The organism is Malikia sp. (genome assembly GCF_028687635.1).
In the GTDB taxonomy this organism is placed as follows: Bacteria; Pseudomonadota; Gammaproteobacteria; order Burkholderiales; family Burkholderiaceae_C; genus Malikia.
Window position 1 is genome coordinate 52540 of record NZ_JAQTZS010000008.1, and the last position, 22782, is coordinate 75321.

Annotated in this window: 22 protein-coding genes; 14 read left to right on the top strand and 8 right to left on the bottom strand. The window is 67.6% G+C overall.

Going from position 1 to position 22782, the window contains the following annotated elements; genetic code table 11:
- Nucleotides 1-25: 25 nt before the first annotated feature.
- Complete coding sequence (locus tag PHR85_RS07220; RefSeq protein ID WP_300052360.1) at nt 26-2380, bottom strand: methyl-accepting chemotaxis protein; 2355 nt, start codon at nt 2378-2380, stop codon at nt 26-28.
- Nucleotides 2381-2481: 101 nt separating this feature from the next.
- On the bottom strand, nt 2482-3159 hold the full coding sequence (rpe, locus tag PHR85_RS07225; RefSeq protein WP_300052363.1) for a ribulose-phosphate 3-epimerase: 678 nt from the start codon (nt 3157-3159) through the stop codon (nt 2482-2484).
- A 92-nt stretch (nt 3160-3251) separates the two neighbouring features.
- Here rpe and apaG point away from each other — a divergent pair, with 92 nt between their 5' ends.
- From apaG to PHR85_RS07260, 7 genes are all read left to right on the top strand, one after another.
- The gene (gene apaG / locus PHR85_RS07230) at nt 3252-3635 is read left to right on the top strand and encodes a Co2+/Mg2+ efflux protein ApaG (protein WP_300052365.1); all 384 of its coding nucleotides are present in this window, start codon (nt 3252-3254) and stop codon (nt 3633-3635) included.
- 12 nt (nt 3636-3647) lie between these two features.
- On the top strand, nt 3648-5714 hold the full coding sequence (locus PHR85_RS07235) for a site-specific recombinase (RefSeq protein ID WP_300052367.1): 2067 nt from the start codon (nt 3648-3650) through the stop codon (nt 5712-5714).
- A complete protein-coding gene (gene thiL, locus PHR85_RS07240) occupies nt 5701-6672 on the top strand; it encodes a thiamine-phosphate kinase (protein WP_300052370.1) in 972 nt (323 codons plus the stop codon). The genes PHR85_RS07235 and thiL overlap by 14 nt, the downstream gene beginning before the upstream one ends.
- A gap of 6 nt (nt 6673-6678) precedes the next feature.
- Nucleotides 6679-7545, top strand: coding sequence for an NUDIX hydrolase (locus PHR85_RS07245; protein WP_300052372.1), 867 nt, complete (start codon nt 6679-6681; stop codon nt 7543-7545).
- A 14-nt stretch (nt 7546-7559) separates the two neighbouring features.
- Nucleotides 7560-8096, top strand: coding sequence for a phosphatidylglycerophosphatase A (locus tag PHR85_RS07250; RefSeq protein ID WP_300052375.1), 537 nt, complete (start codon nt 7560-7562; stop codon nt 8094-8096).
- A gap of 16 nt (nt 8097-8112) precedes the next feature.
- Nucleotides 8113-8619 (top strand): CinA family protein, encoded by a 507-nt coding sequence (locus PHR85_RS07255; RefSeq protein WP_300052378.1) that lies wholly within the window; start codon nt 8113-8115, stop codon nt 8617-8619.
- A 144-nt stretch (nt 8620-8763) separates the two neighbouring features.
- The gene (locus tag PHR85_RS07260) at nt 8764-9405 is read left to right on the top strand and encodes a hypothetical protein (RefSeq protein ID WP_300052381.1); all 642 of its coding nucleotides are present in this window, start codon (nt 8764-8766) and stop codon (nt 9403-9405) included.
- A gap of 2 nt (nt 9406-9407) precedes the next feature.
- Here the strand turns inward: PHR85_RS07260 and PHR85_RS07265 are convergent, their stop codons facing one another.
- From PHR85_RS07265 to PHR85_RS07280, 4 genes are all read right to left on the bottom strand, one after another.
- Nucleotides 9408-9986: a FlgO family outer membrane protein gene (locus PHR85_RS07265; protein ID WP_300052384.1), complete on the bottom strand. Its 579-nt coding sequence runs from the start codon at nt 9984-9986 to the stop codon at nt 9408-9410.
- A gap of 41 nt (nt 9987-10027) precedes the next feature.
- Entirely contained in the window at nt 10028-10672 is a 645-nt protein-coding gene (locus PHR85_RS07270) for a FlgO family outer membrane protein (protein ID WP_300052387.1), read from the bottom strand.
- Between the two features lie 28 nt (nt 10673-10700).
- Nucleotides 10701-10958 (bottom strand): hypothetical protein, encoded by a 258-nt coding sequence (locus PHR85_RS07275; RefSeq protein ID WP_300052389.1) that lies wholly within the window; start codon nt 10956-10958, stop codon nt 10701-10703.
- A gap of 179 nt (nt 10959-11137) precedes the next feature.
- On the bottom strand, nt 11138-11941 hold the full coding sequence (locus PHR85_RS07280; protein WP_300052392.1) for a UPF0149 family protein: 804 nt from the start codon (nt 11939-11941) through the stop codon (nt 11138-11140).
- 123 nt (nt 11942-12064) lie between these two features.
- Here PHR85_RS07280 and PHR85_RS07285 point away from each other — a divergent pair, with 123 nt between their 5' ends.
- Both PHR85_RS07285 and PHR85_RS07290 read left to right on the top strand, forming a co-directional pair.
- On the top strand, nt 12065-14530 hold the full coding sequence (locus PHR85_RS07285; RefSeq protein ID WP_300052395.1) for a Lon protease family protein: 2466 nt from the start codon (nt 12065-12067) through the stop codon (nt 14528-14530).
- Between the two features lie 111 nt (nt 14531-14641).
- Entirely contained in the window at nt 14642-15106 is a 465-nt protein-coding gene (locus PHR85_RS07290) for a hemerythrin domain-containing protein (RefSeq protein WP_300052398.1), read from the top strand.
- Nucleotides 15107-15110: 4 nt separating this feature from the next.
- Here the strand turns inward: PHR85_RS07290 and PHR85_RS07295 are convergent, their stop codons facing one another.
- Nucleotides 15111-16064, bottom strand: coding sequence for a LysR family transcriptional regulator (locus PHR85_RS07295; protein ID WP_300052400.1), 954 nt, complete (start codon nt 16062-16064; stop codon nt 15111-15113).
- A 377-nt stretch (nt 16065-16441) separates the two neighbouring features.
- Between PHR85_RS07295 and benA the strand changes: the two genes are divergently transcribed.
- Genes benA through PHR85_RS07315 form a run of 4 tightly spaced genes read left to right on the top strand, consistent with a single transcriptional unit; the run spans nt 16442 to nt 20169 of the window.
- Complete coding sequence (benA, locus tag PHR85_RS07300; protein ID WP_300052402.1) at nt 16442-17806, top strand: benzoate 1,2-dioxygenase large subunit; 1365 nt, start codon at nt 16442-16444, stop codon at nt 17804-17806.
- An 18-nt stretch (nt 17807-17824) separates the two neighbouring features.
- Nucleotides 17825-18313, top strand: coding sequence for a benzoate 1,2-dioxygenase small subunit (gene benB, locus PHR85_RS07305; RefSeq protein WP_300052405.1), 489 nt, complete (start codon nt 17825-17827; stop codon nt 18311-18313).
- A 2-nt stretch (nt 18314-18315) separates the two neighbouring features.
- Entirely contained in the window at nt 18316-19332 is a 1017-nt protein-coding gene (gene benC, locus PHR85_RS07310; protein ID WP_300052407.1) for a benzoate 1,2-dioxygenase electron transfer component BenC, read from the top strand.
- Between the two features lie 57 nt (nt 19333-19389).
- The gene (locus PHR85_RS07315) at nt 19390-20169 is read left to right on the top strand and encodes a 1,6-dihydroxycyclohexa-2,4-diene-1-carboxylate dehydrogenase (protein ID WP_300052410.1); all 780 of its coding nucleotides are present in this window, start codon (nt 19390-19392) and stop codon (nt 20167-20169) included.
- Nucleotides 20170-20326: 157 nt separating this feature from the next.
- On the opposite strand, the gene PHR85_RS07320 is transcribed toward PHR85_RS07315, so the two are convergent.
- Nucleotides 20327-21673, bottom strand: a complete 1347-nt coding sequence (locus PHR85_RS07320; protein WP_300052413.1) for an aromatic acid/H+ symport family MFS transporter — start codon at nt 21671-21673, stop codon at nt 20327-20329.
- A 251-nt stretch (nt 21674-21924) separates the two neighbouring features.
- On the opposite strand from PHR85_RS07320, the gene pcaD reads away from it, so the two are divergent.
- The gene (gene pcaD, locus PHR85_RS07325) at nt 21925-22698 is read left to right on the top strand and encodes a 3-oxoadipate enol-lactonase (protein WP_300052415.1); all 774 of its coding nucleotides are present in this window, start codon (nt 21925-21927) and stop codon (nt 22696-22698) included.
- Nucleotides 22699-22782 lie beyond the last annotated feature (84 nt).

The following is a 22782-nucleotide window of genomic DNA, read 5'->3' on the forward strand; positions in this document are numbered from 1 at the left end:
GCCGCCATTTTCGCTCAAGCGCTGCTCAGTGGTGGCCGAGCGCGCTGCGGTAGGCCCCGCAACCCACCAGCAGCTGCTCGCTGACCGGCAACACGAAGGAGGACTTGCCGCGCACGTCGCAGGTCAGGGGATTGACGATGTTGTATTCGACCCAGCCACCGCCGTCCTGCTCGATCCGCTCCCAGGCATCGTGCAACAGGCGTTTGGCATCCACGCCCGGGGCATCGTGGACCGAGCTGCCGGTCTTGCCGCGATCGGCCCCCATGACGAGGTAGCGGCCCGCGCGGTCGAGCACGAAGACATAGAGGTCGCGGTCGATGAAGCGACCCGGCTTCTGGTAGAAATCCTCGCTGGCGCGCTCCAGACCCTTGGCCCGGATGTTTTCGAGCGCGGCCTGCGCCAGACGCATCGCGACATCGGCGGTGCCCTGGGTCAGCGTCATGTGCTGCACCGCCTGGGTCAGGTCCGACGTGCGGTCCATCAGCTGGCCGCAGCGACCGCTGGTGCGGTCCGCCATCGAGGCATTCTGGTAGGTCACCTTGTCGATCTCGTCCATGGCTTGCGCCACTTCCTTGAGCGCCACGCTTTGCTGCTTGCTGGCCACGGCCATGCCATCGATGCGCACGGCGATGTCGCGAATCCCGGTGACGAGTCGCTCCATCACCACATTGACCGAACTGATTTCGGTGACCGAGGACTTGACCCGCCCGGTCGAGGCCGCGATCAGCGCGCGCACCTCGCCCGCCGCCGACTGGGTGCGCTGCGCGAGGCTGCGGACCTCGGTGGCCACCACGGCAAAGCCGCGTCCCGCCCCGCCCGCGCGCGCGGCCTCGACCGCCGCGTTGAGCGCGAGGATGTTGGTCTGGAAGGCGATGCCGTCGATCACGCCGATGATCTCGTTCATGCGCTGGGAGGTGGCCTGCAAGGTGCCCATGCCCTGCACGGTCTGCTGCATCAGCCCGTGCGCCTGCTCGGTTTCGCGGTGCAGCACCTCGCCGACGCGGCTGATCTCCTGCACCGATTCGCCGTTGCGCGTCACGGTCTCGGCGGCGTCGCGCACGCTGGCCGTGGCCTGCTCCAGGCTGGCGGCCTGCGACTGGGTACGTTCGGAAAGCTGGCCGCTGTCAGCCACCAGTTGCTGCCCCATGTGACCGAGCACGGCCGAGACGCTGCGCACGTCGGCGACCAACCCCGCCAGGCTGGCGAGCATATGCTGGAACTTGGCGCCCATGGCCGCCATCTCGTCGCGGCCGGGAATATCGACCACGCCGCTGAGATCGCCCTGGGTCGCGCGATCGATCACCTCGTTGAGCGACTGCAGTCCGCCCACGGTCGCATGGTAGAAGGCCGTCACGGCATAGGCCAGCAGCAGCATGACCAGCAGCGCGCCGGCCGTCACGCCGATCAGCTGTCGACCCGCCTGATCGGCCCGGGCCTGCAGTTGCTCCTGCAGGCGTTGCGCGGTGGCCTGGCCGAAGACGAGCTGAGCCTGCACGACCTGGGACACCTCGTCATAGAAGTCGTCGGGGTTGCCGGTCAAGCTTCCGTAACCCAGGGTCAGGCCGACCTTGCTGATCAGGCTGTCGGCGGCGGACTTGAACTCCGGCCAGCCCTTGAGTGGCGGCTCGCCGGCACGCTGCAGGGCAACCATGCGCCCATCGAGCTGACCGAGCTGACCGCGCAACACATCGGTCTGGCCACCGCCCAGACGCACGGCGGCATTGAGCAGCTCGGCGTTGGCGCCGTCGCGCTGCTGGTGCGCGAACAGGACCGAGCCCTCGTTGCGCAGGTGGCTGATCGTCTGGAGCATCGGCAACATGCGCTCGACGACGATGTCCTTCATGAAGTAGCCCGAGGCCGAGGCATCCTGCAGCAGGCCCGAGGTCTCGCCGACCAGGGACACCAGCTTGCGCAGCTCGCGGTAGTGCAAGGCCAGCGCATTGGCCTCGGTGACCTCATCGGACGCGACCAGCGACTCCAGGGACTGGCGCACCGGCGTCCAGTCCGCCGCCAGATCGAGCTGGGAGGCGGCCTCGACGGCCTGATCCATCTGGGCCATGGCGGCCTTGAGCTGCTGGCGCGCGACCGGCAGGGCCGACTGGGCCTGGGCATCGCCCTGCATGGCCAGACGGGCCCGGCCCTGATGCTGCCCGACCTGGTCCACCAGCTGGGTGATCTGCCGCACCACCCGCAGGCCGGCCAGCTCGTGCAGCGACTCATGCCGGACATCCCAGTAGGACTTGGCCAACAGGACGCTGACGAGCAACAGCGGCAGCACCAGCGTGGCGCTCATGGCCAGCATCTTCACCGTCATCGGCAAGCGCTGCATCAGGGCGATGCCCGGAGCGAGGAGACGGGAAGGTGGGATGGCACGAGTCACGGGAGATCTCCTGGTAGCCACCAGATTCTCCCCCGCAATCATTCGGGAAACTGACGCCGGAAGCAGGGAGAAACCCTAGCTCCGGCAGCAAAAACCCGGAGTCAGGCCAGCGCGGCGCGCATGTGGTCGATCATGCTCTTGTAGTCGGACTGGCCGAAGATCGCGCTGCCGGCGACGAAGGTATCGGCGCCCGCGTCGGCGACGCCGCGGATGTTGGCCGCCTTGATGCCGCCATCGACTTCCAGCCGGATGTCCTTGCCGCTGGCGGCGATGCGCTTGCGCGCGGCCTCGATCTTGCGCAGCGCGGAATCGATGAAGCCCTGGCCGCCAAAGCCCGGGTTGACGCTCATGATCAGGATCAGGTCGATGTCGTCGATCACCCAGTCCAGCACGTCGAGCGGCTCGGCCGGGTTGAATGCCAGGCCGGCCTTGAGGCCGCGCGCCTTGATCGCCTGCACGCTGCGGTGCACATGGGTCGAGGCGTCGGGGTGGAAGCTGATCAGGTCGGCGCCAGCGTCGGCGAAATCGGCGGCCAGCGCGTCGACCGGCTGCACCATCAGGTGCACATCGATCGGCGCGGGCGTGCCGTCGGGCTTGAAGGCATGCTTCTTCAGCGCCTTGCAGACCATCGGGCCGAAGGTCAGGTTCGGGACATAGTGGTTGTCCATCACGTCGAAGTGGATCCAGTCGGCGCCGGCGGCCAGCACATGGCGGACCTCCTCGCCCAGGCGGGCGAAATCGGCCGAGAGGATGGAGGGGGCGATGCGGTAGGTGCTCATGCGCGAGATTGTGGCAGCTTTGCGGCCCCGTTCGACCCACCCAGGCCAGCCCGCCGGCCGACAAACCGCCCGAAGCTGGTTAGGATTGACCCATGCCCCAACACCAGTTCGCCGTCCATGTCCGGCCCGAATACCTGCCCACCCAGTCCTCGCCGATGGAGGATTCCTACGTCTTCTCCTACACGATCACCCTCTCCAACACCGGCTCGGTGGCGGCGCAGCTGATCTCGCGCCACTGGGAGATCGAGGACGCCTTCGGCGAAACCCAGGTCGTCGACGGCCTGGGCGTGGTCGGCCACCAACCCCTGCTCCAGCCCGGCGAGGCCTTCCAGTACGTCAGCAGTGCGCGCCTGCATGCCGCCATGGGCATCATGAGCGGACATTTCTTCTGCGTCGGCGTCGATGGCCATCGCTTCGAGGTCGCGGTCCCGCCCTTCGCGCTCAATGTGCCCGCGGCTGGCCGTGGCCCCGATTGACCGGACCGCCGCATGACGCCGCAGGACGATACGCCAGCGACCCGGCTGGCCGCACTGGACCCCGACGCCAGCCTGGCCGAGCGCCATCTGTGGCTGATCGCCCTGATCGACTGGCTGCGCGGCCCCAAGGCCGATGTGCCGGCCACGCTCAAGCGGGTGGGCGAGCTGCTTGATGCCGCCGAGGCCGATCCCGACTGGCTGGCGCGCTGGCGCCTCTGGTGGCGGCGCTTCCGTCAGGATGTCGATCTGGCCCCGCTGCTGGCCGACTTCGGCTTTGCCTCGCAGACCGCCTTCATGACGGCGCTCGGGCACCGGATCAGGCACAAGCTGCTGCCGAGCTCGCCCTTGACCACCGACATGACCGAGCTGTTCGGCCTGCTGTTCCACGACCCGCTGGATGCGCGCTGGCTGGGCGCGCTGCCAGCGCGCCAGCTCGAACGCATCGGCGCGCTGCTGGCGCCGGAGCGGGACCCGGCAGCAGCCAGCCAGCTGAGCGACTGGGAGCAGACGCTGGTCGATGCCCTGTCGTTCTGCATCGGCCAGATCAGCGCCACCGGCTTTCGGCCCGAGCTGCGCTCGCGCATGTCGGTCGAGGTGCGCCAGGCCCGCAGCTTCCTGGATTTGCCCATCGCGCTGGAAAACTTTCGCCGCGCCGCCGCCGCCCGAGGCCTGACCAGCGCCGAGGCCCAGGCCCGGCTGCCCGAACTGCATCGGCTGCTGGACCAGACCCGGCTGGCCGCCTATTCGGTCTACGCCCACCTGGAGGAGCATGGCATCTCGGTCGGCATCGTGTTCCGGCTGCGCCAGCTGCGCGAGCGCGTGCTGCGCGCCACCACCCTGCTGGACTGCCTGCTGTCCGGGCAACGGCCACGCACGACGGCTCGCCTCGTGGCCAGGCTGGTGCGGGTCGGGCATGAGAGCCGCAGCATCCGGGCCTTGATTGCCAGCAGCACCCAGCTGACGGCCGCGCGCGTGGCCGAGCGCAGCGCCGAGAGTGGCGAGCACTACATCACGCGCAACTGGGATGAATACCGCGACATGCTGCTGCGCGCCGGTGGCGGCGGCGCCGTGATGGGCTTCACGACCTGGTGCAAGTTCCTGCTCGGCGGACTGGCGCTGTCGGCCTTCTGGGGCGGGCTGGCCGCTGGCATGAACTATGCGTTCGCCTTCGTGCTGATCCAGCTGCTGCACCTGACGGTCGCCACCAAGCAGCCGGCCGTGACGGCGCCAGCCATGGTCGCCAAGCTCAGGGATCTGCGCTCGCGCGAAGGGGTGCTGCGCTTCGTCGACGAGGTCGCGCACCTGTTCCGCTCCCAGGTCGCGGCCATCGTCGGCAACCTGGCGCTGGTGATCCCGGTCGTGGTGCTGATCAGCGCCGTCCTGTGGCTGACGACGGGCGCGCCGATGCTGACGCCCGAGAAGGCGCAGCATGTGCTCGACAGCCACCAGCTGCTGGGTCCGACCCTGCTGTTCGCCGCCACGACGGGCCTGCTGCTGTTCGCCAGCAGCATCGTCGCGGGCTGGGTCGAGAACTGGTTCGTGCTGCACAAGCTGGACTCGGCGATCGCCTACAACCCGACCATCACAAGTCGGCTCGGCAAACGCTTTGCCCAGCGCTGCGGCCATTTCATGCGCACCCATGTCTCGGGCCTGACGGCCAACATCTCGCTGGGGCTGATGCTGGGGCTGGTGCCGGCGATCGCGGGCTTTTTCGGGCTCCAGCTCGACGTGCGCCATGTGACCCTGGTCACGGGCCAGCTGACGGCCGCCGTGATGGCGCTGGGCTGGACGGTGCTGCTGGAGCCCGCCTTCTGGTCGGCGGTGGCCGCCACGCTGCTCGTCGGTCCGATCAACCTGGCCGTCAGCTTCTACCTGGCCTTCCGCCTGGCGCTCAAGGCCCGGAGTGTCAGTGACGTCAACCGCCAGCGCATCCAGAGCGCGATCCGGCATCGTCTGCGGCGCGCGCCACTGAGTTTCCTGTGGCCGGTCAGCGCCCAGCAGGAAGCCCAGGCCCATGCCGACATCGACATGACCCCGCCGGAAAACCACGAGGATGAGCCACCCCATGGGCGAGTTTGAACTGATACGCCACTACTTCCAGCGCCCCGGCGCCAACCCGCCCGGCGTGGTGCTGGGCGTGGGCGACGACTGCGCGCTGCTGCAGCCCGAGGCCGGCCAGCGGCTCGCGATCTCGACCGACATGCTGGTCGAGGGCCGGCATTTCTTCCCCGATGTCGATCCGGCCGCGCTCGGCCACAAGGCGCTCGCGGTCAACCTGAGCGACCTCGCGGCAATGGGCGCCCAGCCGCTGGGCTGCACGCTCGCGCTCGCGCTGCCGCGCGCCGACGAGGCCTGGCTGGCCGGTTTCAGCCAGGGCCTGTTCGCGCTGGCCGAGGCTGAAGCCTGTCCGCTGGTGGGCGGCGACACCACCAAGGGGCCGCTGAATCTCTGCATCACGGTGTTCGGCCAGGTGCCGCCGGGGCAGGAACTGCGCCGCAGCGGCGCGCGCGCCGGCGACGAGGTCTGGGTCAGCGGCACCGTAGGCGATGCTCGCCTCGCGCTCGAAGCGCTGCTGGGCGAAACCCCGCTGCCCCCCGACGTGCTGGCCCGCAGCCGCCAGCGGCTGGAACGCCCGACGCCCCGACTCGCGCTGGGACTGGCGCTGCGCGGCATCGCCAGCGCGGCGGCCGATGTCAGCGACGGCCTGTGCGGCGACCTGGGCCATATCCTGGCCGCCTCGGGCGTCGGCGCAGAACTCGAACTCGGCGCGCTGCTCGCCTCCAGCGCGCTGAGCGCCGACCTGCGCGCGCGACCGCGCCCGCAACTGCTGCGCTGCGCGCTGGCCGGCGGCGACGACTACGAGCTGATCTTCACCGCCCCCGCCGCCGCGCGCGAAGCCGTGCTGCAGGCGGCCCGTTCGGCCGACACGCCCGTGTCCCGCCTGGGTCGCATCACGACCGAAGCCGACCTGCGCTGGCGCGACGAATCCGGCCAGCCCCTGGATCTGGCCTTGGCCAGCTTCGACCATTTCGCCTGAAACCCCATGAACCCCACTGAAACCGAACGCCCGGCGCGCGACGCCGCCTCGCTGGTCCTGCTGCGCGACGGCGCCGACAGCCTTGAGGTGCTGCTGCTGCGCCGCCACGCCGACACCCGTGTACTGGGAGGCGTTTACGTCTTCCCCGGCGGCAAGCTGGACCCGGCCGACTGCAGCCCGGATGCCCTCGCCTCGCTCGACCTCGATGCCGAGCAACTGCTGGCGCGCTTCCACGAACCCGACCTGAGCCCGGAGAAGGCCGCCGGCCTGCACCAGGCCGCGCTGCGCGAGACATTCGAGGAAGCCGGTCTGCTGCTGGCCGAAGGCGCCGACGCCGAGGCCAGGCAAGCCCTGGCGGCCCGCCAGGCCGCCGGCGAATCGCTGGCCGACGCGATGGCCGCGCTGGGCCTGCGCTGGCAGGCCAGCGCCATCCAGCCCTGGTCGCGCTGGGTCACGCCCGACCATCCGGCGTCCGGCCCGCGCTTCGACACCCGCTTCTTCCTGGCCCGGCTGCCGGCGGGGCAGCAGGCGCGCCACGACGGCTTCGAGGCCACCGAGGCGGTCTGGCTCAGGCCGCGCCAGGCGCTCGAACGCCACGCCGCGCACGAGATCGACCTGGTGCCGCCCCAGCTCATGAGCCTGGTCCAGCTCTGCCGCCACGCCAGCGTCGACAGCGCCTGGAACGAGGCGCTGACCAGCCGCCAGCCGCATGTCCAGCCCGAAGCCCATGAGGTCGACGACGGGCGCATCCTCTGCTACCCCGGCGATCCGCTGCACAGCGTGCGCGAACGCGCGCTGCATGGTCCGACCCGGCTACGCTGTGTCGGTCGCCGCTTCGAGCCCATCGGGGGCTTCGACACCTGGTTCGACTGAACGATCCCATCACCATGGAAACTCCCTTCAAACCTTTTCCGAAAGCCGCTGCGGTCCAGCCCGACCGCCGCTTCCTGTTCTCGCGCCTGTCGCACCTGATCGCGCTGGGCTTCGGCTCCGGCCTGAGCCGACTGGCACCCGGCACCGTCGGCACGCTCTGGGCCTGGGTCGCCTTTCTGCTGATCGACCGGCTCGGGACGCCGGGCGACCCCGGCTGGGCGCTGATCATCGGCATCACGCTGCTGGCGGGCTGGTGGGCCAGCGTCGCCACCGTCAGCCGCACCGGCGTGGCCGACCCGGGCTACATCGTGATCGACGAGGTGGTCGCCTTCTGGCTGGTGCTCTGGCTGGCGGCGCCGGTCGGCTTCTGGGGCCAGTTCTGGGCCTTCTGGCTGTTTCGCTACTTCGACGCCGCCAAGCCCGGCCCGGTGGCCTGGGCCGACCGCGCCTTCAAGGGCTGGGGCTGGCGCGGCGGCTGGGGCATCATGTTCGACGACCTGGTCGCGGCCGGCTGCACCCTGCTCGTGATCGCGTTCTGGCGCTGGCTATGAACCGGGGAGGACGGGCATGCTGACTGATTCTCCCGACCTGATCCGGCAATGCGAAAGCCTGGCACAGGCGCTCAAGACCCGGGGCTGGACGATGGCGGCCGCCGAGAGCTGCACCGGCGGCCTGATCGCCGCCACCTGCACCGGCCTGAGCGGATCGAGCGACTGGTTCGAGCGCGGCTTTGTCACCTATTCCAACGCCGCCAAGACCGAACAGCTCGGCGTGGCGCCGGAACTGATCGCGGCGCGTGGCGCGGTCAGCGAGAAAGTCGCGCGCGCGATGGCGCTGGGCGCGCTGGAACACTCGAAGGCGCAGGCCGCGGTCGCCGTCACCGGCATCGCCGGCCCCACGGGTGGCGATCCCGACAAGCCGGTCGGCACCGTCTGGTTCGGCTGGGCCATGCAAGGGCGGGCCTGGACCGAGTGCCGGCGCTTCGACGGCGACCGCGATGCGGTGCGCGCGGCGACCGTCAGGCACGCGCTGCAAGGGCTGCAAGAGCGGCTCGCGCGCCCGCAGCACGGCTAGACCAGCCTGCAAGCACCGATTCACCCAGGAGGTGTGCATCAGCCCTCCCATGAGAGTCATCCCATTGACAGCCACCGAGCCGCGAACGATAAACAGCCAGTCTCGGTTTCGCTATTCTCATAGCAGTGCACAAGGGGTTGAGTCATGAAATTTGATTCGAGGCAATCAATCGCCATCATGGGTTTCGCAGGTCTGATGGCGGCTTCGCTTTCGGGCTGCGGGGGAGGCGGGGGAGCTGTGAGCGCAGGTGAACAGCAGGCACAGGTGACCAGCTTCGCGGTACCCGTCACCAAGGACAACGTGGGTGCCATCGTCGGCCAGGATTTCAGGTTCTCTAGCGGCATCCAAGCTGTCGACAAGGTGACCGGAGAAGCCATCTCCATCCCGCCGACCACGCTGACGGTCAGCGCTTCGGCCGAATCACCGTCCGGCTATGCCTTCAAGATGGCGTTCGAAGACGGCACCGACGTCAGTGGTAATTTCGGCTTCGGTTCCTGCATCTTCACGGTCGTCAAGTCGACCAGCTTGAACAAGTCCCTGACAGAAGGGGAAAAAGTCACGATCGATGCCTGCAAGGTCGGACTCAACGGTCAGTACGCGGTCACCAACCAGGAAGCTTTCAATGCCGAGATCATGGCCACGCTCGGAAGCTCAAAAACAGACGCGGTACGCGCACCCGTCAAGATCCTTGTCAAGGAAGACAAGGGCACCGTGATCATCAATGGTCAGAGCGTAGGCGACACCAGGCTGGAATTCGTGACGGGAAGCACAGGCGCCGGTGGTTGATTTCACTTGACCTTGAACACCAGCTTCTTCTGGCCGAAAGTGGGTTCCTCGCAGGTCCAGCTGACCTCCTTCGAGGAAACCGCCAGGAAGGTGGCCGTCTCGATATCGACCCGGCGCGCCACCAGCGTGAGCTTGTTGCCGTCGAGGTTGTAGGTGCCTATCATGGCCGCGGCCACCGGGATGTCCTGTTCGCGCACTTCGGTCGGGTTGCGCGTCAACGCCATCAGGCCGCCCGGATTGAGCCTGAAATTGCGCGACAGTTCGGCCTGACGGATCGGCACCTTGCATTGCGTGAAGAGGCTGGCCCGGAAAATGTCACCGAGGGCAACCCCCATGCGGTCGGGCTGGAAGGTCTGGATATCGACGAAATCGGGCACGACGATCGGATCCCGCTTCTGCAGGAAATGGTCGGTTGAAGGTACCGGCGGACAGATGCCGACCACCAGATCGTCGATGAGCTGGCGCGCATCGAGGTGCGGCAGGATCTCGCGGCTGGAAACCTGGCACTTGGCCAGCGGCAAGGTGCTGGTGCAACCCGCGAGCACCAGACCCAGAATGGAAACACCCAGCGATCGCCACATAACGCGCCCCCGCACAGCCAGAAGAAAAGACCCCACGCCGCTCAATTGGCCAGCTTGACCATGGGATTCGGCCGCGGCTTGTTGATCAGGCTGGCCAGGAAAGGATCGCCCTTGAAGCGGGTCTCGGCACTGGAAATCACCTGCCCGGTCTCGAAATCGATCACCCGCACGCTCAACAGGATGCCATCGGCCGAGGTGGTGTAGCTGCCCGTCACGATATTGGCCGCCGGCACCGACGAGCGCAGGCGCTTGATGTCGCGGCTGATGGCGAACTCGCCCTCGCCATTGATGATGAGATCGCGCGAGAGACGGATGTCGTTGATCTGCCAGCCACGGACATACAGCTCGTGCATCAGGTTCTCGCCAACCAGGCGACCGAAAGACGAGGTCTCCACCAGATTGTCCAGATTCGTGAAGCTGGTGATGACCGTCGATTTCTTCTTTTCCTCCGGGGCGACATTGCGCTCCAGCTGATCGGCGACAAAGATGATGCCACTCTTGTAGAGCCCGGCCGGAATACGACTGTGGCGGGTGACGATGGGTTCGTAAACGTAGTCCGATTGGCTCACGGAAGGCGTCTCGCGCACGACGTCCATGGCATCGACCCGCGTCACGCTCTGCGCTTGCACGGCGGACCAGAAGCCGACGAACAGTCCGGCAGCCAGGACAAATTTCTTGCAATTCATAGCCATCTTGATGTATCCAACCTCAGGCCTACTGCGGGGACGCCTGCACCTGGGCAAAAGACGAATGCGACAGGGTGTGGCGATCAACAGGCCTGGAACGACCTTCCGCATCCGCGGCCTGGAAGCGGTAGCTGACCGGATAATCGTTGTCGCTGTGTGGCCGCGCCACCGCATAACGGGAATCCGTCATGCAGCCGGAACAGGCCTGCGGCGGAAGCGGCGCGCAGGCATACAGCGGCAAGGCGATCAGCGGCGCACACCACTTCCAGTTTTGCAAGAAGGTCATCGGGGAAATCCCTATTCAGAAATCAAAAAAGGGCCGACCTGACAGCAGATCGGCACCTAGGCTGCCACTGATTCGCTCGCGCATCACAGGGATATCGGTCTGAAAAAAGTAGCGCCCATCGTTCTATTGACGACCAGAAATCCGGAAACTTGAGAACACCCGGACCAGATCGGTGCGGATCAGGCGCCGCAGCACTTCTTGTATTTCTTGCCGCTGCCACAGGAGCAGGGATCGTTGCGACCGGGTTCGTCGCCCTTGACCACCTGCTCGACGCGCGGGCCGATGCTCTTCCAGAGGTCGCGCAGGTCGTAGGCGGCCCAGATCGCGTCGCCATAGGCGTTGATGCGCTCCTGGCTCACGCTCGGCGGGCTGTTCTCGCCAAACATGCTGATGACGGGCTGGCCGTCGTCGTCCTCGGTCAGCGTGATGATGCGGTTGAGCGCGTCTTCCAGCCAGTCGCGCGCTTCCTTGTCGCGCGGGGCGGCCCATTCCTCGGGCCAGGTCTCGACCACGAACATGAAGCCCAGCGCCCAGACCTGGGCGAAACAGGGCAGCTCCTCGTCGGCCAGCTCGTCGGCCATCTCGGCGCGTTCTTCCTCGCTCATGGCCAGCACGGCGCCACGCACGTCCATCACCTCGGGCGCGTAGGCGCGCTCGTCCTCCAGGTTGTCGACCTGGGCGTCGAGCGCGACCACGACCTCGTTCCAGCGCCGGTTCCACAGGGTCAGGAACTGCTGGTACTGCTCGGGACTGGCGAACAGCTCGGGGCCGAACTGGCCGCTGTCCTCGTCGCCCATCAAGGCGCCGAAGTACTCGTCGGCCGGGATCTGGCGGCGGCAGCAGATCAGCGCGGCGATCGCACCCTCGCAGAATTCCCATTGCGGGACTTCATCGAGGCGCTCGCGCAGGCTGTCCAGGATCTGGTCGAGCGCGTCGAAGTCCTGGTCGTTCATCGGTTCAATGGCGGGAGTGGCGGTGTTCATTCCGGCAGTGTAACGGCCCGCCATGATGCCTGCCTAGGCGGCCGAGGGTGTTCAAGGCTAGACTCTGGACCACGGAGCCGGCGTGGGACCGTGGGGCCAGCCGCCGGACGATCAGGAGCTCGCATGACCGCCATCCGTCTCACCCCCGCCGAGCTGTGCCTGCGGGTCGATCCCGCCCGGCTCGGCTTCGCCGACACGGCCGAGCTGACGCGGGAAGAGCTGCCCTGGATCGGCCAGGAGCGCGCGCTGACGGCGGCGCGCTTCGGTCTCGGGCTTGAGCAGCCGGACTACCACCTGTTCGTGCTCGGCGACGTCGGCACCGGCCGCTCGACCCTGCTGCAGCAGGAGATGCAGGCCGCCGCCGCCGCCCGCCCGGCCCCGCCCGACCTGTGCTACCTGCACAACTTCGACGCGCCCGAGCGCCCGCGCGCGCTGCGCCTGCCCGCCGGCGAGGGTCGCCAGCTGCGCCAGTTCATGGTCCAGCTGGTCAAGTCGCTGCAGGCCGACATCCCCAAGCGCTTCGCCGAACCCGACTTCAAGGCCGCGCAGGGCCAGCTCGAGCACGGCTACGCCGAGCGCGAGGCCGCGGCCTACCAGGCGCTGTCGGCCTTCGCCGCGGCGCGCCACTTCGCGCTGCGGCGCGAGAGCGGCCAGCTGATCCTGACGCTGATCGGTCCCCAGGGCCAGGCGCTGACGGAGGCCGAGCTCGCCAGCCTGCCGCAGGAGGAGCGCGAGCGCTACGACCAGGGCGAGCGCGAGCTGCGCAACGAGGTCCTGCGCTACCTCGAACTGACCCAGCCGCTGGAGCGCGCGCTCGACGAGGGCGTGACCGCGCTGCGGCTGCAGGCCGTCAAACCGCTGCTGGAGCGCGCGCTGCAGGCGATCCGGCAGCAGCTCAGGAAGAACATCAAGGACACGCGCAAGCTCGGCGCCTGGCTCGAACAGGTCGTGGCCGATGTGCTCGAACACCTGCAGCTGTTCGAGAGCGGCGCGCCCGAGGACGAGCCCGATCGCAAGGAGGCACTCGCGCAGGTGCTGGCGCGCTACCGCGTCAACCTGGTGGTCGACAACGCCGGCGCGCGCGGCGCGCCGGTCATCATCGAGAACAACCCGCTGTTTCGCCCGCTGTTCGGCAGCATCGAGTACCAGTCCGAGAACGACGTGCTGGTGACGGATTTCTCGCGCATCCGCGCCGGCAGCCTGCTCAAGGCGCATGGCGGCTTCCTGATGCTGCACATGCGCGACCTGCTGGCCGACGAGCTGGTGTGGGAGAAGCTGCGCCGCTTCCTGCGCAACGGCCGGCTGCAGATCGAGGAACCCGGCACGGTCTATTCGGCGCAGGCCTCGACCTCGCTCGAACCGGAGGCGGTCGATGTCGATGTCAAGCTGGTGCTGGTGGGCTCGGACGAGCATTACTACGCGCTGCAGGAGGGCGACCCCGAGTTCGCGCGCCATTTCCGCGTCAAGGTCGATTTCGCCGACAGCTTCCTGGCCAGCGAGGCGACGCGGCGCGCCAGCGGCGTCTTCGTCGCCCATGTCTGCGCCCGGCTGGGGCTGCCGCATTTCAGCGCGGCGGCGGTCGCCCGCCTGATCGAGGACAGCCACCGCCAGGCCGAGGACCAGGCGCGCCAGTGCGCGGCCTTCTCGCGCACCGAGGCGCTGGTGGTGGAGAGCGCGGCGGTGGCGCGGGCACGCGGCGCGCGCGGCGTCGAGGCCGAGGATGTCGCCGCCGCGCTGCAGGCGCAGCGCCACCGGCACGACTACCTGGAGCAGCGCCTGCGCGAGACCATCGCCGACGGCGAGCGCATCATCGCGCTGGGCGGCCAGCGGGTCGGCCAGCTCAACGGCCTGACCGTGATCGACCTCGGCGACTACCGCTTCGGCCAGCCGATGAAGGTGACGGCGCGCACCGTCGCCGGCACCGAGGGCCTGCTCAACATCGAGCGCGAGGTCGAGCTGTCGGGCCCGATCCACGACAAGGCGGTGCTGATCCTGCAGAGCTACCTGTCGGCGCTGTTCGGCCATATCGCGCCGCTGGCGCTGAGCGCGTCGATCGTGTTCGAGCAGGAATACTCCGGCGTCGAGGGCGACTCGGCTTCCTGCGCCGAGCTCTACGCGCTGCTGTCATCGCTGGCCGGGCTGCCGCTGCAACAGGGCATCGCCGTCACGGGCGCGATCAGCCCCTTCGGCGAGGTGCTGCCGATCGGCGGCGTCAACGAGAAGATCGAGGGCTTCTTCGCGGTCTGCCGCGACTCCGGGCTCGATGGCCGCCAGGGCGTGCTGATCCCGGCGCGCAACCGCCGCCACCTGATGCTGTCGCGCGAGGTCGGCGCGGCGGTCGAGCAGGGCCTGTTCCACATCCACAGCGCCGGCCATGTCAGCGAGGGCGCCGAACTGCTGATGGGCCAGCCCTTTGGCACCGCACCCGACCAGCCCTGCCCGGTCGCGCTGTCCGGCCCGGCCTGCACGCGCGGCAACCCGACCAGCTATCCCGAGGACAGCATCCTGGGCCGCGCCGAGGCCACGCTGCAGGCCTTCCGGCGCGCCTGCCTGCGCGCGAGCAACCCGAAGGCCTGGCGCCGGCGTTGAAGCGGCAGCCAGCAGCGCGGGAAAACGGCCCCGGCTGGTTCATACTTCAGGCCCAGAAGCGGTCCGGCGCCCTTGCGCCACCGCCATCCGCCCCCATAACCGATTCGAGACATGACGACCGAACAACCGACCCCCGACCAGCAGCCCCTGCACTGGAACGACCTGTACCTGCTGGGCTACACGCCCATCGACGAGGTGCACGAGGAATTCGTCGGGCTGGTCGGCCGCATGCAGACAGCCGCCGATGCCGAGCTGGCCGGCCTGCTGGCCGAATTCACGCGCCACTGCGAGCAGCATTTCGAAATGGAAAACTGCTGGATGCTGGAGACCGACTTCCCGCCGCGCGACTGCCACATCGACGAACACGCGGCCGTGCTGGGCTCGGTGCATGAGGTCGGCGAACTGTTCGCCAAGGGCGAGCTCGGCGCCGACGTGGTGCGCGATCTGGTCGAGCATCTGGCCGACTGGTTCCCCAGGCACGCCGACCAGCTCGACTCGGCGCTGGCGCACTGGATGAGCAAGAAGCGTCTGGGCGGCAAGCCGGTGGTGCTGCGCCGCGGCCTGCAGCTGCGCTGAAGGCTCAAGGGCTGCCGCGCGGCCCGGTCGGCACCGTGATCGACCTGGGCTCGGGCTCCAGCTTTTCAGCCTGCTGCAGCCGGTAGACCTCGTCGATCAGCTCGCGCAGCAGCGCGATGTCCTCGGACTGGTCGTTCAGGCGCGTGCTCATGATGATGGGCGAGGTCGCGTTCGGCTCCAGCAGCGGGCGATAGACCACCTCGTCGGGACGCAAGCGCTGCGCGCTGGCCGGCACCAGGCACAGCCCCATGCCGGCGGCGACCAGGCCGAGCGCGGTCTGCATTTCCTGCACTTCCTGCACCTCGGCCGGCTCCAGGCCCAGGTCGCGGAACAGCGACAGCACATGGTCGGCGTAGCTCGGGCGCGGTTTGCGCGGGTAGACCAGCTGGGGAAAGGCGGCCGCCCGCGCCAGGCTGACCGGCCCGCGCTCGCCGGCGAGGGGATGCTCGGTGGGTATGGCCAGCACCAGCGGCTCCTCGCGCAGCACCTCGCGCCGGAGGCTGGGGTCGTCGAAGCGCACGCGGCCGAAGCCGACATCGATCTGGCCGGCCTTGAGCGCCTCGCCCTGCTCGACCGTGGTCTTCTCGACCAGCACCAGCGGCACCTGCGGCTTGCGCGCGCGGAACAGGCGCGCGATGCGCGGCAGCGCGCCGTACATGGTCGACGGCACGAAGCCGATCACCAGGCGGCGGTCGACCTGTGACAGGCGGCGCGTCATCGCGATGGTCTCGTCGAGCTGTTCGAGCATGCGCACCGCGCGGCCATGGAAGAAGCGGCCGGCCTCGGTCAGCGCCAGCGGCCTGGCCTCGCGGTCGAGCAGCTTGAGCCCGAGCTCCTCCTCCAGCTGCTGGATCTGCCGGCTCAGCGGCGGCTGCGAAATGTAGAGCCGCTCGGCGGCACGGGTGAAGCTGCGCTCCTGCGCGACCGCGACGAAGTACTTGAGATGCCGAAAATCCATGCCAATACTTTCTAGGTATTGGGTGATTCTAAAACAGTCTTTGATCTGGGTCAGGGTTTCTCCATAAGATCTACACTGGAAAACAAGCAAGCCCCTGGAACGCAGCCGACCGGATAAAGAGCCCGGAAGCCGCAGCAGCAGGGGGAGCAGACGGTGCCGCGACGATGGCCACCGCAGGAGACAAGATCAGCGACCACGGGCCACCGCCTCACCGGGGGTTCCGCGCCCCGCAGCGTCGCACCGTCACCTGCCAGCCGCGAAGCGTGCCGCCCGCACTGTCCGGCAGGGATCCCCCTCCTGCCAGACCTGCCTGCCACCCCAGCCGTTGCGGTCCATGCCGCAGCGGGCCAGAGCCACAAGTCCAACAGGAGATATTTATGAGCCAAGAAAATCTGCGCGAGCGCCTGGAAGGCATGCTGGTCGATGACCACGACAAAGGCCTGCACCGCGTCAAGCGTTCCGTCTTCAACGATCCGGAACTGTTCGACCTCGAGATGAAGCACATCTTCGAAGGCAACTGGATCTACCTGGCTCATGAAAGCCAGATCCCGAACAACAACGACTACTTCACCACCACCATCGGCCGCCAGCCGGTGATGATCACCCGCAACCGCGCCGGCGAGCTGAACTGCTTCATCAACGCCTGTGCCCACCGTGGCGCGCAGCTGGCCCGCTTCAAGACCGGCAACAAGGGCACCTTCACCTGCCCCTTCCACGGCTGGACCTTCAACAACTCCGGCAAGCTGCTCAAGATCAAGGACCCGGACAACACCGGCTACCCCGAGACCTTCAACAAGGAAGGCAGCCACGATCTGACCAAGATCGCCAAGTTCCAGTCCTACCGCGGCTTCCTGTTCGGCTCGCTGAACGCCGACGTCCAGCCGCTGGAAGAGCACCTGGGTGAATCGCGCAAGATCATCGACATGATCGTCGACCAGTCCGAGCAGGGCCTGGAAGTGCTGCGCGGCGCCTCGACCTACTGGTTCGAGGGCAACTGGAAGCTGCAGGCTGAGAACGGCGCCGACGGCTACCACGTGACCGCCGTGCACTGGAACTACGCCGCGACCCAGGCCGCCCGCAAGGAACGCGAAGCCGGCAACGACCAGATCAAGGCCATGAGCGCCGGCGGCTGGGCCAAGAAGGGCGGCGGCTCCTACTCGTTCGACAACGGCCACCTGCTGCTGTGGACGCGCTGGGACAACCCGGAAGACCGTCCGCTCTACCCGCAGCGCGAGCAGCTGGCCGAGCGCGTCGGCGCCAACACCGCCGAGTGGATGATCAACAACTCGCGCAACCTGTGCCTGTACCCGAACGTCTACCTGATGGACCAGTTCAGCTCGCAGATCCGCGTGCTGCGCCCGATCTCGGTCGACAAGACCGAAGTCACCATCTACTGCATCGCGCCCAAGGGCGAGAGCGCCGAGGCCCGTGCCCGCCGCATCCGCCAGTACGAGGACTTCTTCAACGCCACCGGCATGGCCACGCCTGACGACCTGGAGGAGTTCCGCTCCTGCCAGCAAGGCTACAACGGCGCCGCCGCCGAGTGGAACGACATGTCGCGCGGTGCCGAGCACTGGGTGCGCGGTCCCGATGCCGAAGCCGACAAGATCGGCCTCAAGCCCATCCTGTCCGGGGTCAAGACCGAGGACGAGGGCCTCTACGTCGCCCAGCACACCTACTGGATGGAGCAGATGCGCAAGGCGGTCGACGCCGAAGAAGCTGCCCAAGCCAACGCGAAATAAGAACTGGAGAGCAACAGCATGACCACCTCTTACGAAAATGTCTGCGCCTTCCTGTACCAGGAAGCCCGCCTGCTCGACGACCGCGAATGGGACGCCTGGATCGAGATGTACGATCCGCAGGCGGAGTTCTGGATGCCCTCCTGGGCCGATGACGGCGAGCTGACCACCAATCCGCAGACCGAGATCTCGCTGATCTACTACCCGAGCCGTGGCGGCCTGGAAGACCGCGTCTTCCGCATCCGCACCGAGCGTTCGAGCGCGACCATTCCCGACACCCGCACCTCGCACAACATCAGCAACGTCGAGATCGTCGAGCGCAATGGCGACGTCGTGAAGGTCCGCCACAACTGGTTCACGCTGAGCGTGCGCTATAACGTGACCGACACCTTCGCCGGCACCAGCTTCCTGACGATCGACTTCTCGGGCGCCAAGCCGGTGATCAAGTCCAAGAAGGTCGTGCTCAAGAACGACTACATCCGTCACGTCCTCGACGTCTACCACCTCTGATCATGTCGACTTTCAAGATCGCCCTCAACTTCGAGGATGGGGTCACGCGCTTCATCGACTGCAAAGACAGCGAGACCGTGGCCGACGCCGCCTATCGCCAGAAGATCAACGTCCCCATCGACTGCCGCGACGGCGCCTGCGGTGCGTGCAAGTCGAGCTGCGAATCGGGCTCGTTCGACATGGGCAGCAACTACATCGACGACGCGCTGACCGAGGAAGAACTCCAGCAAGGCTTCGTGCTGACCTGCCAGATGCGGCCCAAGAGCGACTGCGTGGTGAGCATCCCCGCGTCCTCGGCCGTCTGCAAGACCGCCCAGACCAGCCTGACCACGACCATCAAGGAGGTGCGACTGGTCTCCGACAGCACCATCGCGCTGACCGTGGCCGGCGACGACATCGCCAAGCTGTCCTTCCTGCCGGGCCAGTACGCCAACCTGCAGGTGCCGGGCACCGACGCGCACCGCGCCTACTCCTTCAGCTCGATGCCCAAGGACAAGGAGGTCTCGTTCCTGATCCGCAACGTGCCGGGCGGCCTGATGAGCAGCTACCTGACCGGATCGGCCAAGCCGGGCGACACGCTGGTGCTGAACGGCCCCAAGGGCAGCTTCTACCTGCGCGACATCACCCGCCCGGTCATGATGCTGGCCGGTGGCACCGGCCTGGCGCCCTTCACCGCCATGCTCGACAAGATCGCGGCGGCCGGCGGCAGCCCGTTCCCGGTGCACCTAGTCTACGGCGTCAACACCGACACCGACCTGGTCGACATCGACAAGCTGCAAGCCTTCGCCCAGGCGATGCCCAATTTCAGCTACGCGCTGGTCGTGGTCGACCCCAACAGCGCGCAGCCGAAGAAGGGCTATGTCACCAACCACCTCGAAGCCGGTCAGCTGCACGACGGCGAGCTCGACATGTACCTGTGCGGCCCGCCGCCCATGGTCGAGGCCGTCAACCAGTACCTGCGCGACCAGGGCATCAAGCCCGTCAGCTTCCACTACGAGAAGTTCGCGGCCAGCGCCTGATCGCTGACCACCCCCCCAACAGCCCGTGCCAACGGGCTTTTTTCTTGCGGAACCCCAATGAGCAAACGATTCAAGAACAAGGTCGCCGTGATCACCGGCGCGGCACAGGGCATCGGCCAGGGCGTCGCGCTGCGCATGGCCAAGGAAGGCGCCAAGCTGGTGCTGGTCGACCGCTCCGAACTGGTGTTCGAACTGCGCGACCAGCTCGAGAAGAAGAAGGTCGACGTGCTGGCGCTGACCGCCGACATGGAAAAGTCCGGCGACTGCAACCGGGTCATGAAAGAGGCGGTCGAGAAGTTCGGCCGCATCGACGTGCTGGTCAACAACGTCGGCGGCACGATCTGGGCCAAGCCGTTCGAGCATTACCAGGAAGACGAAATCGAGGCCGAGGTGCGTCGCTCGCTCTTTCCCACCCTGTGGTGCTGCCACGCGGTGCTGCCCCACATGCTCAAGCAGCAGAGCGGCGCCATCGTCAACGTCTCGTCAATCGCCACCCGTGGCGTCAACCGCGTGCCCTACGGCGCGGCCAAGGGCGGCGTCAACGCGCTGACGGCCTGCCTGGCGCTGGAGACCGCCGAGCGCGGCATCCGCGTCAACGCCATCGCCACCGGCGGCACCGAGGCGCCGCCGCGTCGCATCCCGCGCAACGCCGCCGAGCAGACCGCGCAGGAAAAGGTCTGGTACCAGATGATCGTCGACCAGACCATCAACTCCAGCCTGATGAAGCGCTACGGCACCATCGACGAGCAGGTCGGCGCGATCTGCTTCCTGGCCTCGGACGAGGCTTCCTACATCACCGGCATCACGATGCCGGTCGGTGGCGGCGACCTCGGCTGATCCAGCCCAGGCACCCAAGCGAAAGGACCGGCGCGGGAAACCGCCCGGTCCTTTTTTCGTCCGCTGCGATGCCAGCGGGCGGGCGACAGACGAAAAAAAACCGCCCAGGCGAACGGACGGTTTTTTTCCAGGCCGGCTGAGCCGGCCTTCGGCGAGATCAGGCGTTCGCTGTGGCGAGCTTGGCAACCGGCTTGGCCGAGGCGTTGCGCGCCATAGGCAGCACCAGCGTCAGCACCGCGCCGACCGCCGCGACGCCGGCCAGGATCTGGAAGGTGGTGTCGATCGGCAGTTCGGCCTGCTGCATGTAGCCGATGAAGACCGGGCCGACAACGCCACCGAGGCGGCCGAAGCCCGCGCACCAGGCCACGCCAGCGCCGCGCACGTTGGTGCGGTAGTAGTTGGAAACCAGGCCGTAGATCAGCACCTGGGTGCCGCTGGTGCCGAGGCCGACGACCGCGACGATCGCGAGCAGGCCAGCAACCGGGAAGCCCATCGTCATCAGGAAGATGGCTGCGGCACCGATCGCGAAGCAGGCGACGACCACCGACTTGGCGCCGAAGCGGTCAGCGACCTTCGACGCCAGCAGCGCGCCGAGCACCGCGCCGCCGTTGAGAATGAGCAGGAACTGCAGCGAACCCTTGGTGTTGAAGCCGGACTTGCTCATCAGCACGGGCAGCCAGGTGTTGAGCGAGTAGACCAGCAGCAGGCCGAGCGCGCTCATCAGGCCGAGCAGCACGGTGGGGGCCAGGTAGTCTGCGAACAGGCCGACGAAGCCCTTGCGGCTGCCGGTGGCGGCCGGCGCATCGGCATGAACCGGATGCGCCTCGGGCAGCGGAATGCCGGTGCGCTCGGACAGCGCGCGCGCTTCTTCCATGTGGCCGTGCGAAGCCAGCCAGGCGACCGATTCGGGCATCTTGAAGTAGGCCAGCGGCAGCAGCGTCACGAAGGGCAGCGCGCCGAGCCAGAACATGCCGCGCCAGCCGATGTGCTCCAGCAGCATGATCGCCAGCAGCGCGGCCAGCAGGCTGCCCAGCGGGATGCCCGAATAGACGATCGCGTTGCACAGGTTCTTCTTGTCCTTGGGCGCGTATTCGGCGACCAGCGCGCCGGTGGTCGCGACCAGGGCGCCGACGCCCAGGCCGGTGATGAAGCGCAGCAAGCCGAAGCCCGAAGTGGTCTCCATCATCGCGGTGATGGCCATGCCGATCGAGAACCAGGCGTAGGAGCCCAGCATCACCTTGCGGCGGCCGATGATGTCGCCAACGGTGCCGGCCATCAGCGCGCCGACCAGCACGCCGAACAGCGCGTAGCTGCCGAGCTGGCCGGCGAGCGCGGGGGTCACGTTGCCGATCTGCGAGGGGTCACGCAGGAATTGCGACACGACGGCGCCATAGACGACGAGGTCGTAGCCATCAAAGATCAGGCCGACGGTGGCCAGCGATACCACCCAGAGGATGGTGCGCAGGCGGCGGGCTTCTTGCGCGGATGGGTCAGGAGTTGCCATGAGGTATCCAGTTGGAAAAAACGTGGCTGAGTTTAAGGTCGACCAATACCAATTAGGTATAAGTAAAAACCCGGATTATTTGACATAGATCAGGAAAATTCAGCCAAAACAGGCGTTTTTCGACCTAATTCCCACCTCAAAGCAATACTTTATAAGTATATATACAGTCCAAAAAGGTATTCCATCGCCAATCCATCCAGCCGGGATGGGCCGTAACATAAGGCGTTTTCCTCATCTTTTCCCCTATCGCCATGCCTCAACTCAACACCGTCCGCCAAGGCCAGGGTCCCCTGGTCGTCCTGAGCCACGCCCTCGGCTGCGACCTGACCATGTGGGACGGCGTCGCCGCCGCGCTGCAGGACCGCTACACCGTGCTGCGCTACGACCAGCGCGGCCATGGCCAGACGCCCGCCACCGAAGGCCCCTACAGCATGGACGACCTGGCCGATGACGCGGCCGAACTGATCCGCGCCCAGGGCGCCGGCCCGGTGCATTTCGTCGGCCTGTCGATGGGCGGCATGACCGCGCAGGCGCTGGCCGCGCGCCACCCCGAGCTGGTGCGCAGCATCGTGATCGCCAACTCGGCCGCCAGCTACGACGAGGCCGCGCGCGCCATGTGGCAGGCCCGCATCGACACCGTGCTGGCCAACGGCGTGCCGCCGATCGCCGACGGCGCGCTGCAGCGCTGGTTCACGCCCGAATTCCGCGCCGATGAAGCGGGCGGCGGTGCCGCCCGCGTCGCCAAGCTGCGCGCCGTGCTGGAAGCCACCCCGGCCCGGCCCTATGCCGCCGCCTGCGCGGCCGTCGCGGCCATCGCGCTCGACGAAGGCAACGCACGCATCGCCTGCCCGACGCTGGTGATCGCCGGCAGCCGCGACGAGGCGACCCCGCCCGCCATGTCGCAGGCCATCGCCGCCCGCATCCCGGGCGCCCGGCTGGCCAGCCTGGACGCCGCCCACCTCAGCGCGGTCGAGCAGCCGGAGGCCTTCGCGGCCCTGCTGACCGGGTTCTGGGCCGGACTGTAAGCCGGCCTAGGCCAACATGACGAGCCCGCTTGGTGCGGGCTTGTCCTTTTGCGTGAGTGGTCGCTACGACGCCCAGCTTACGCT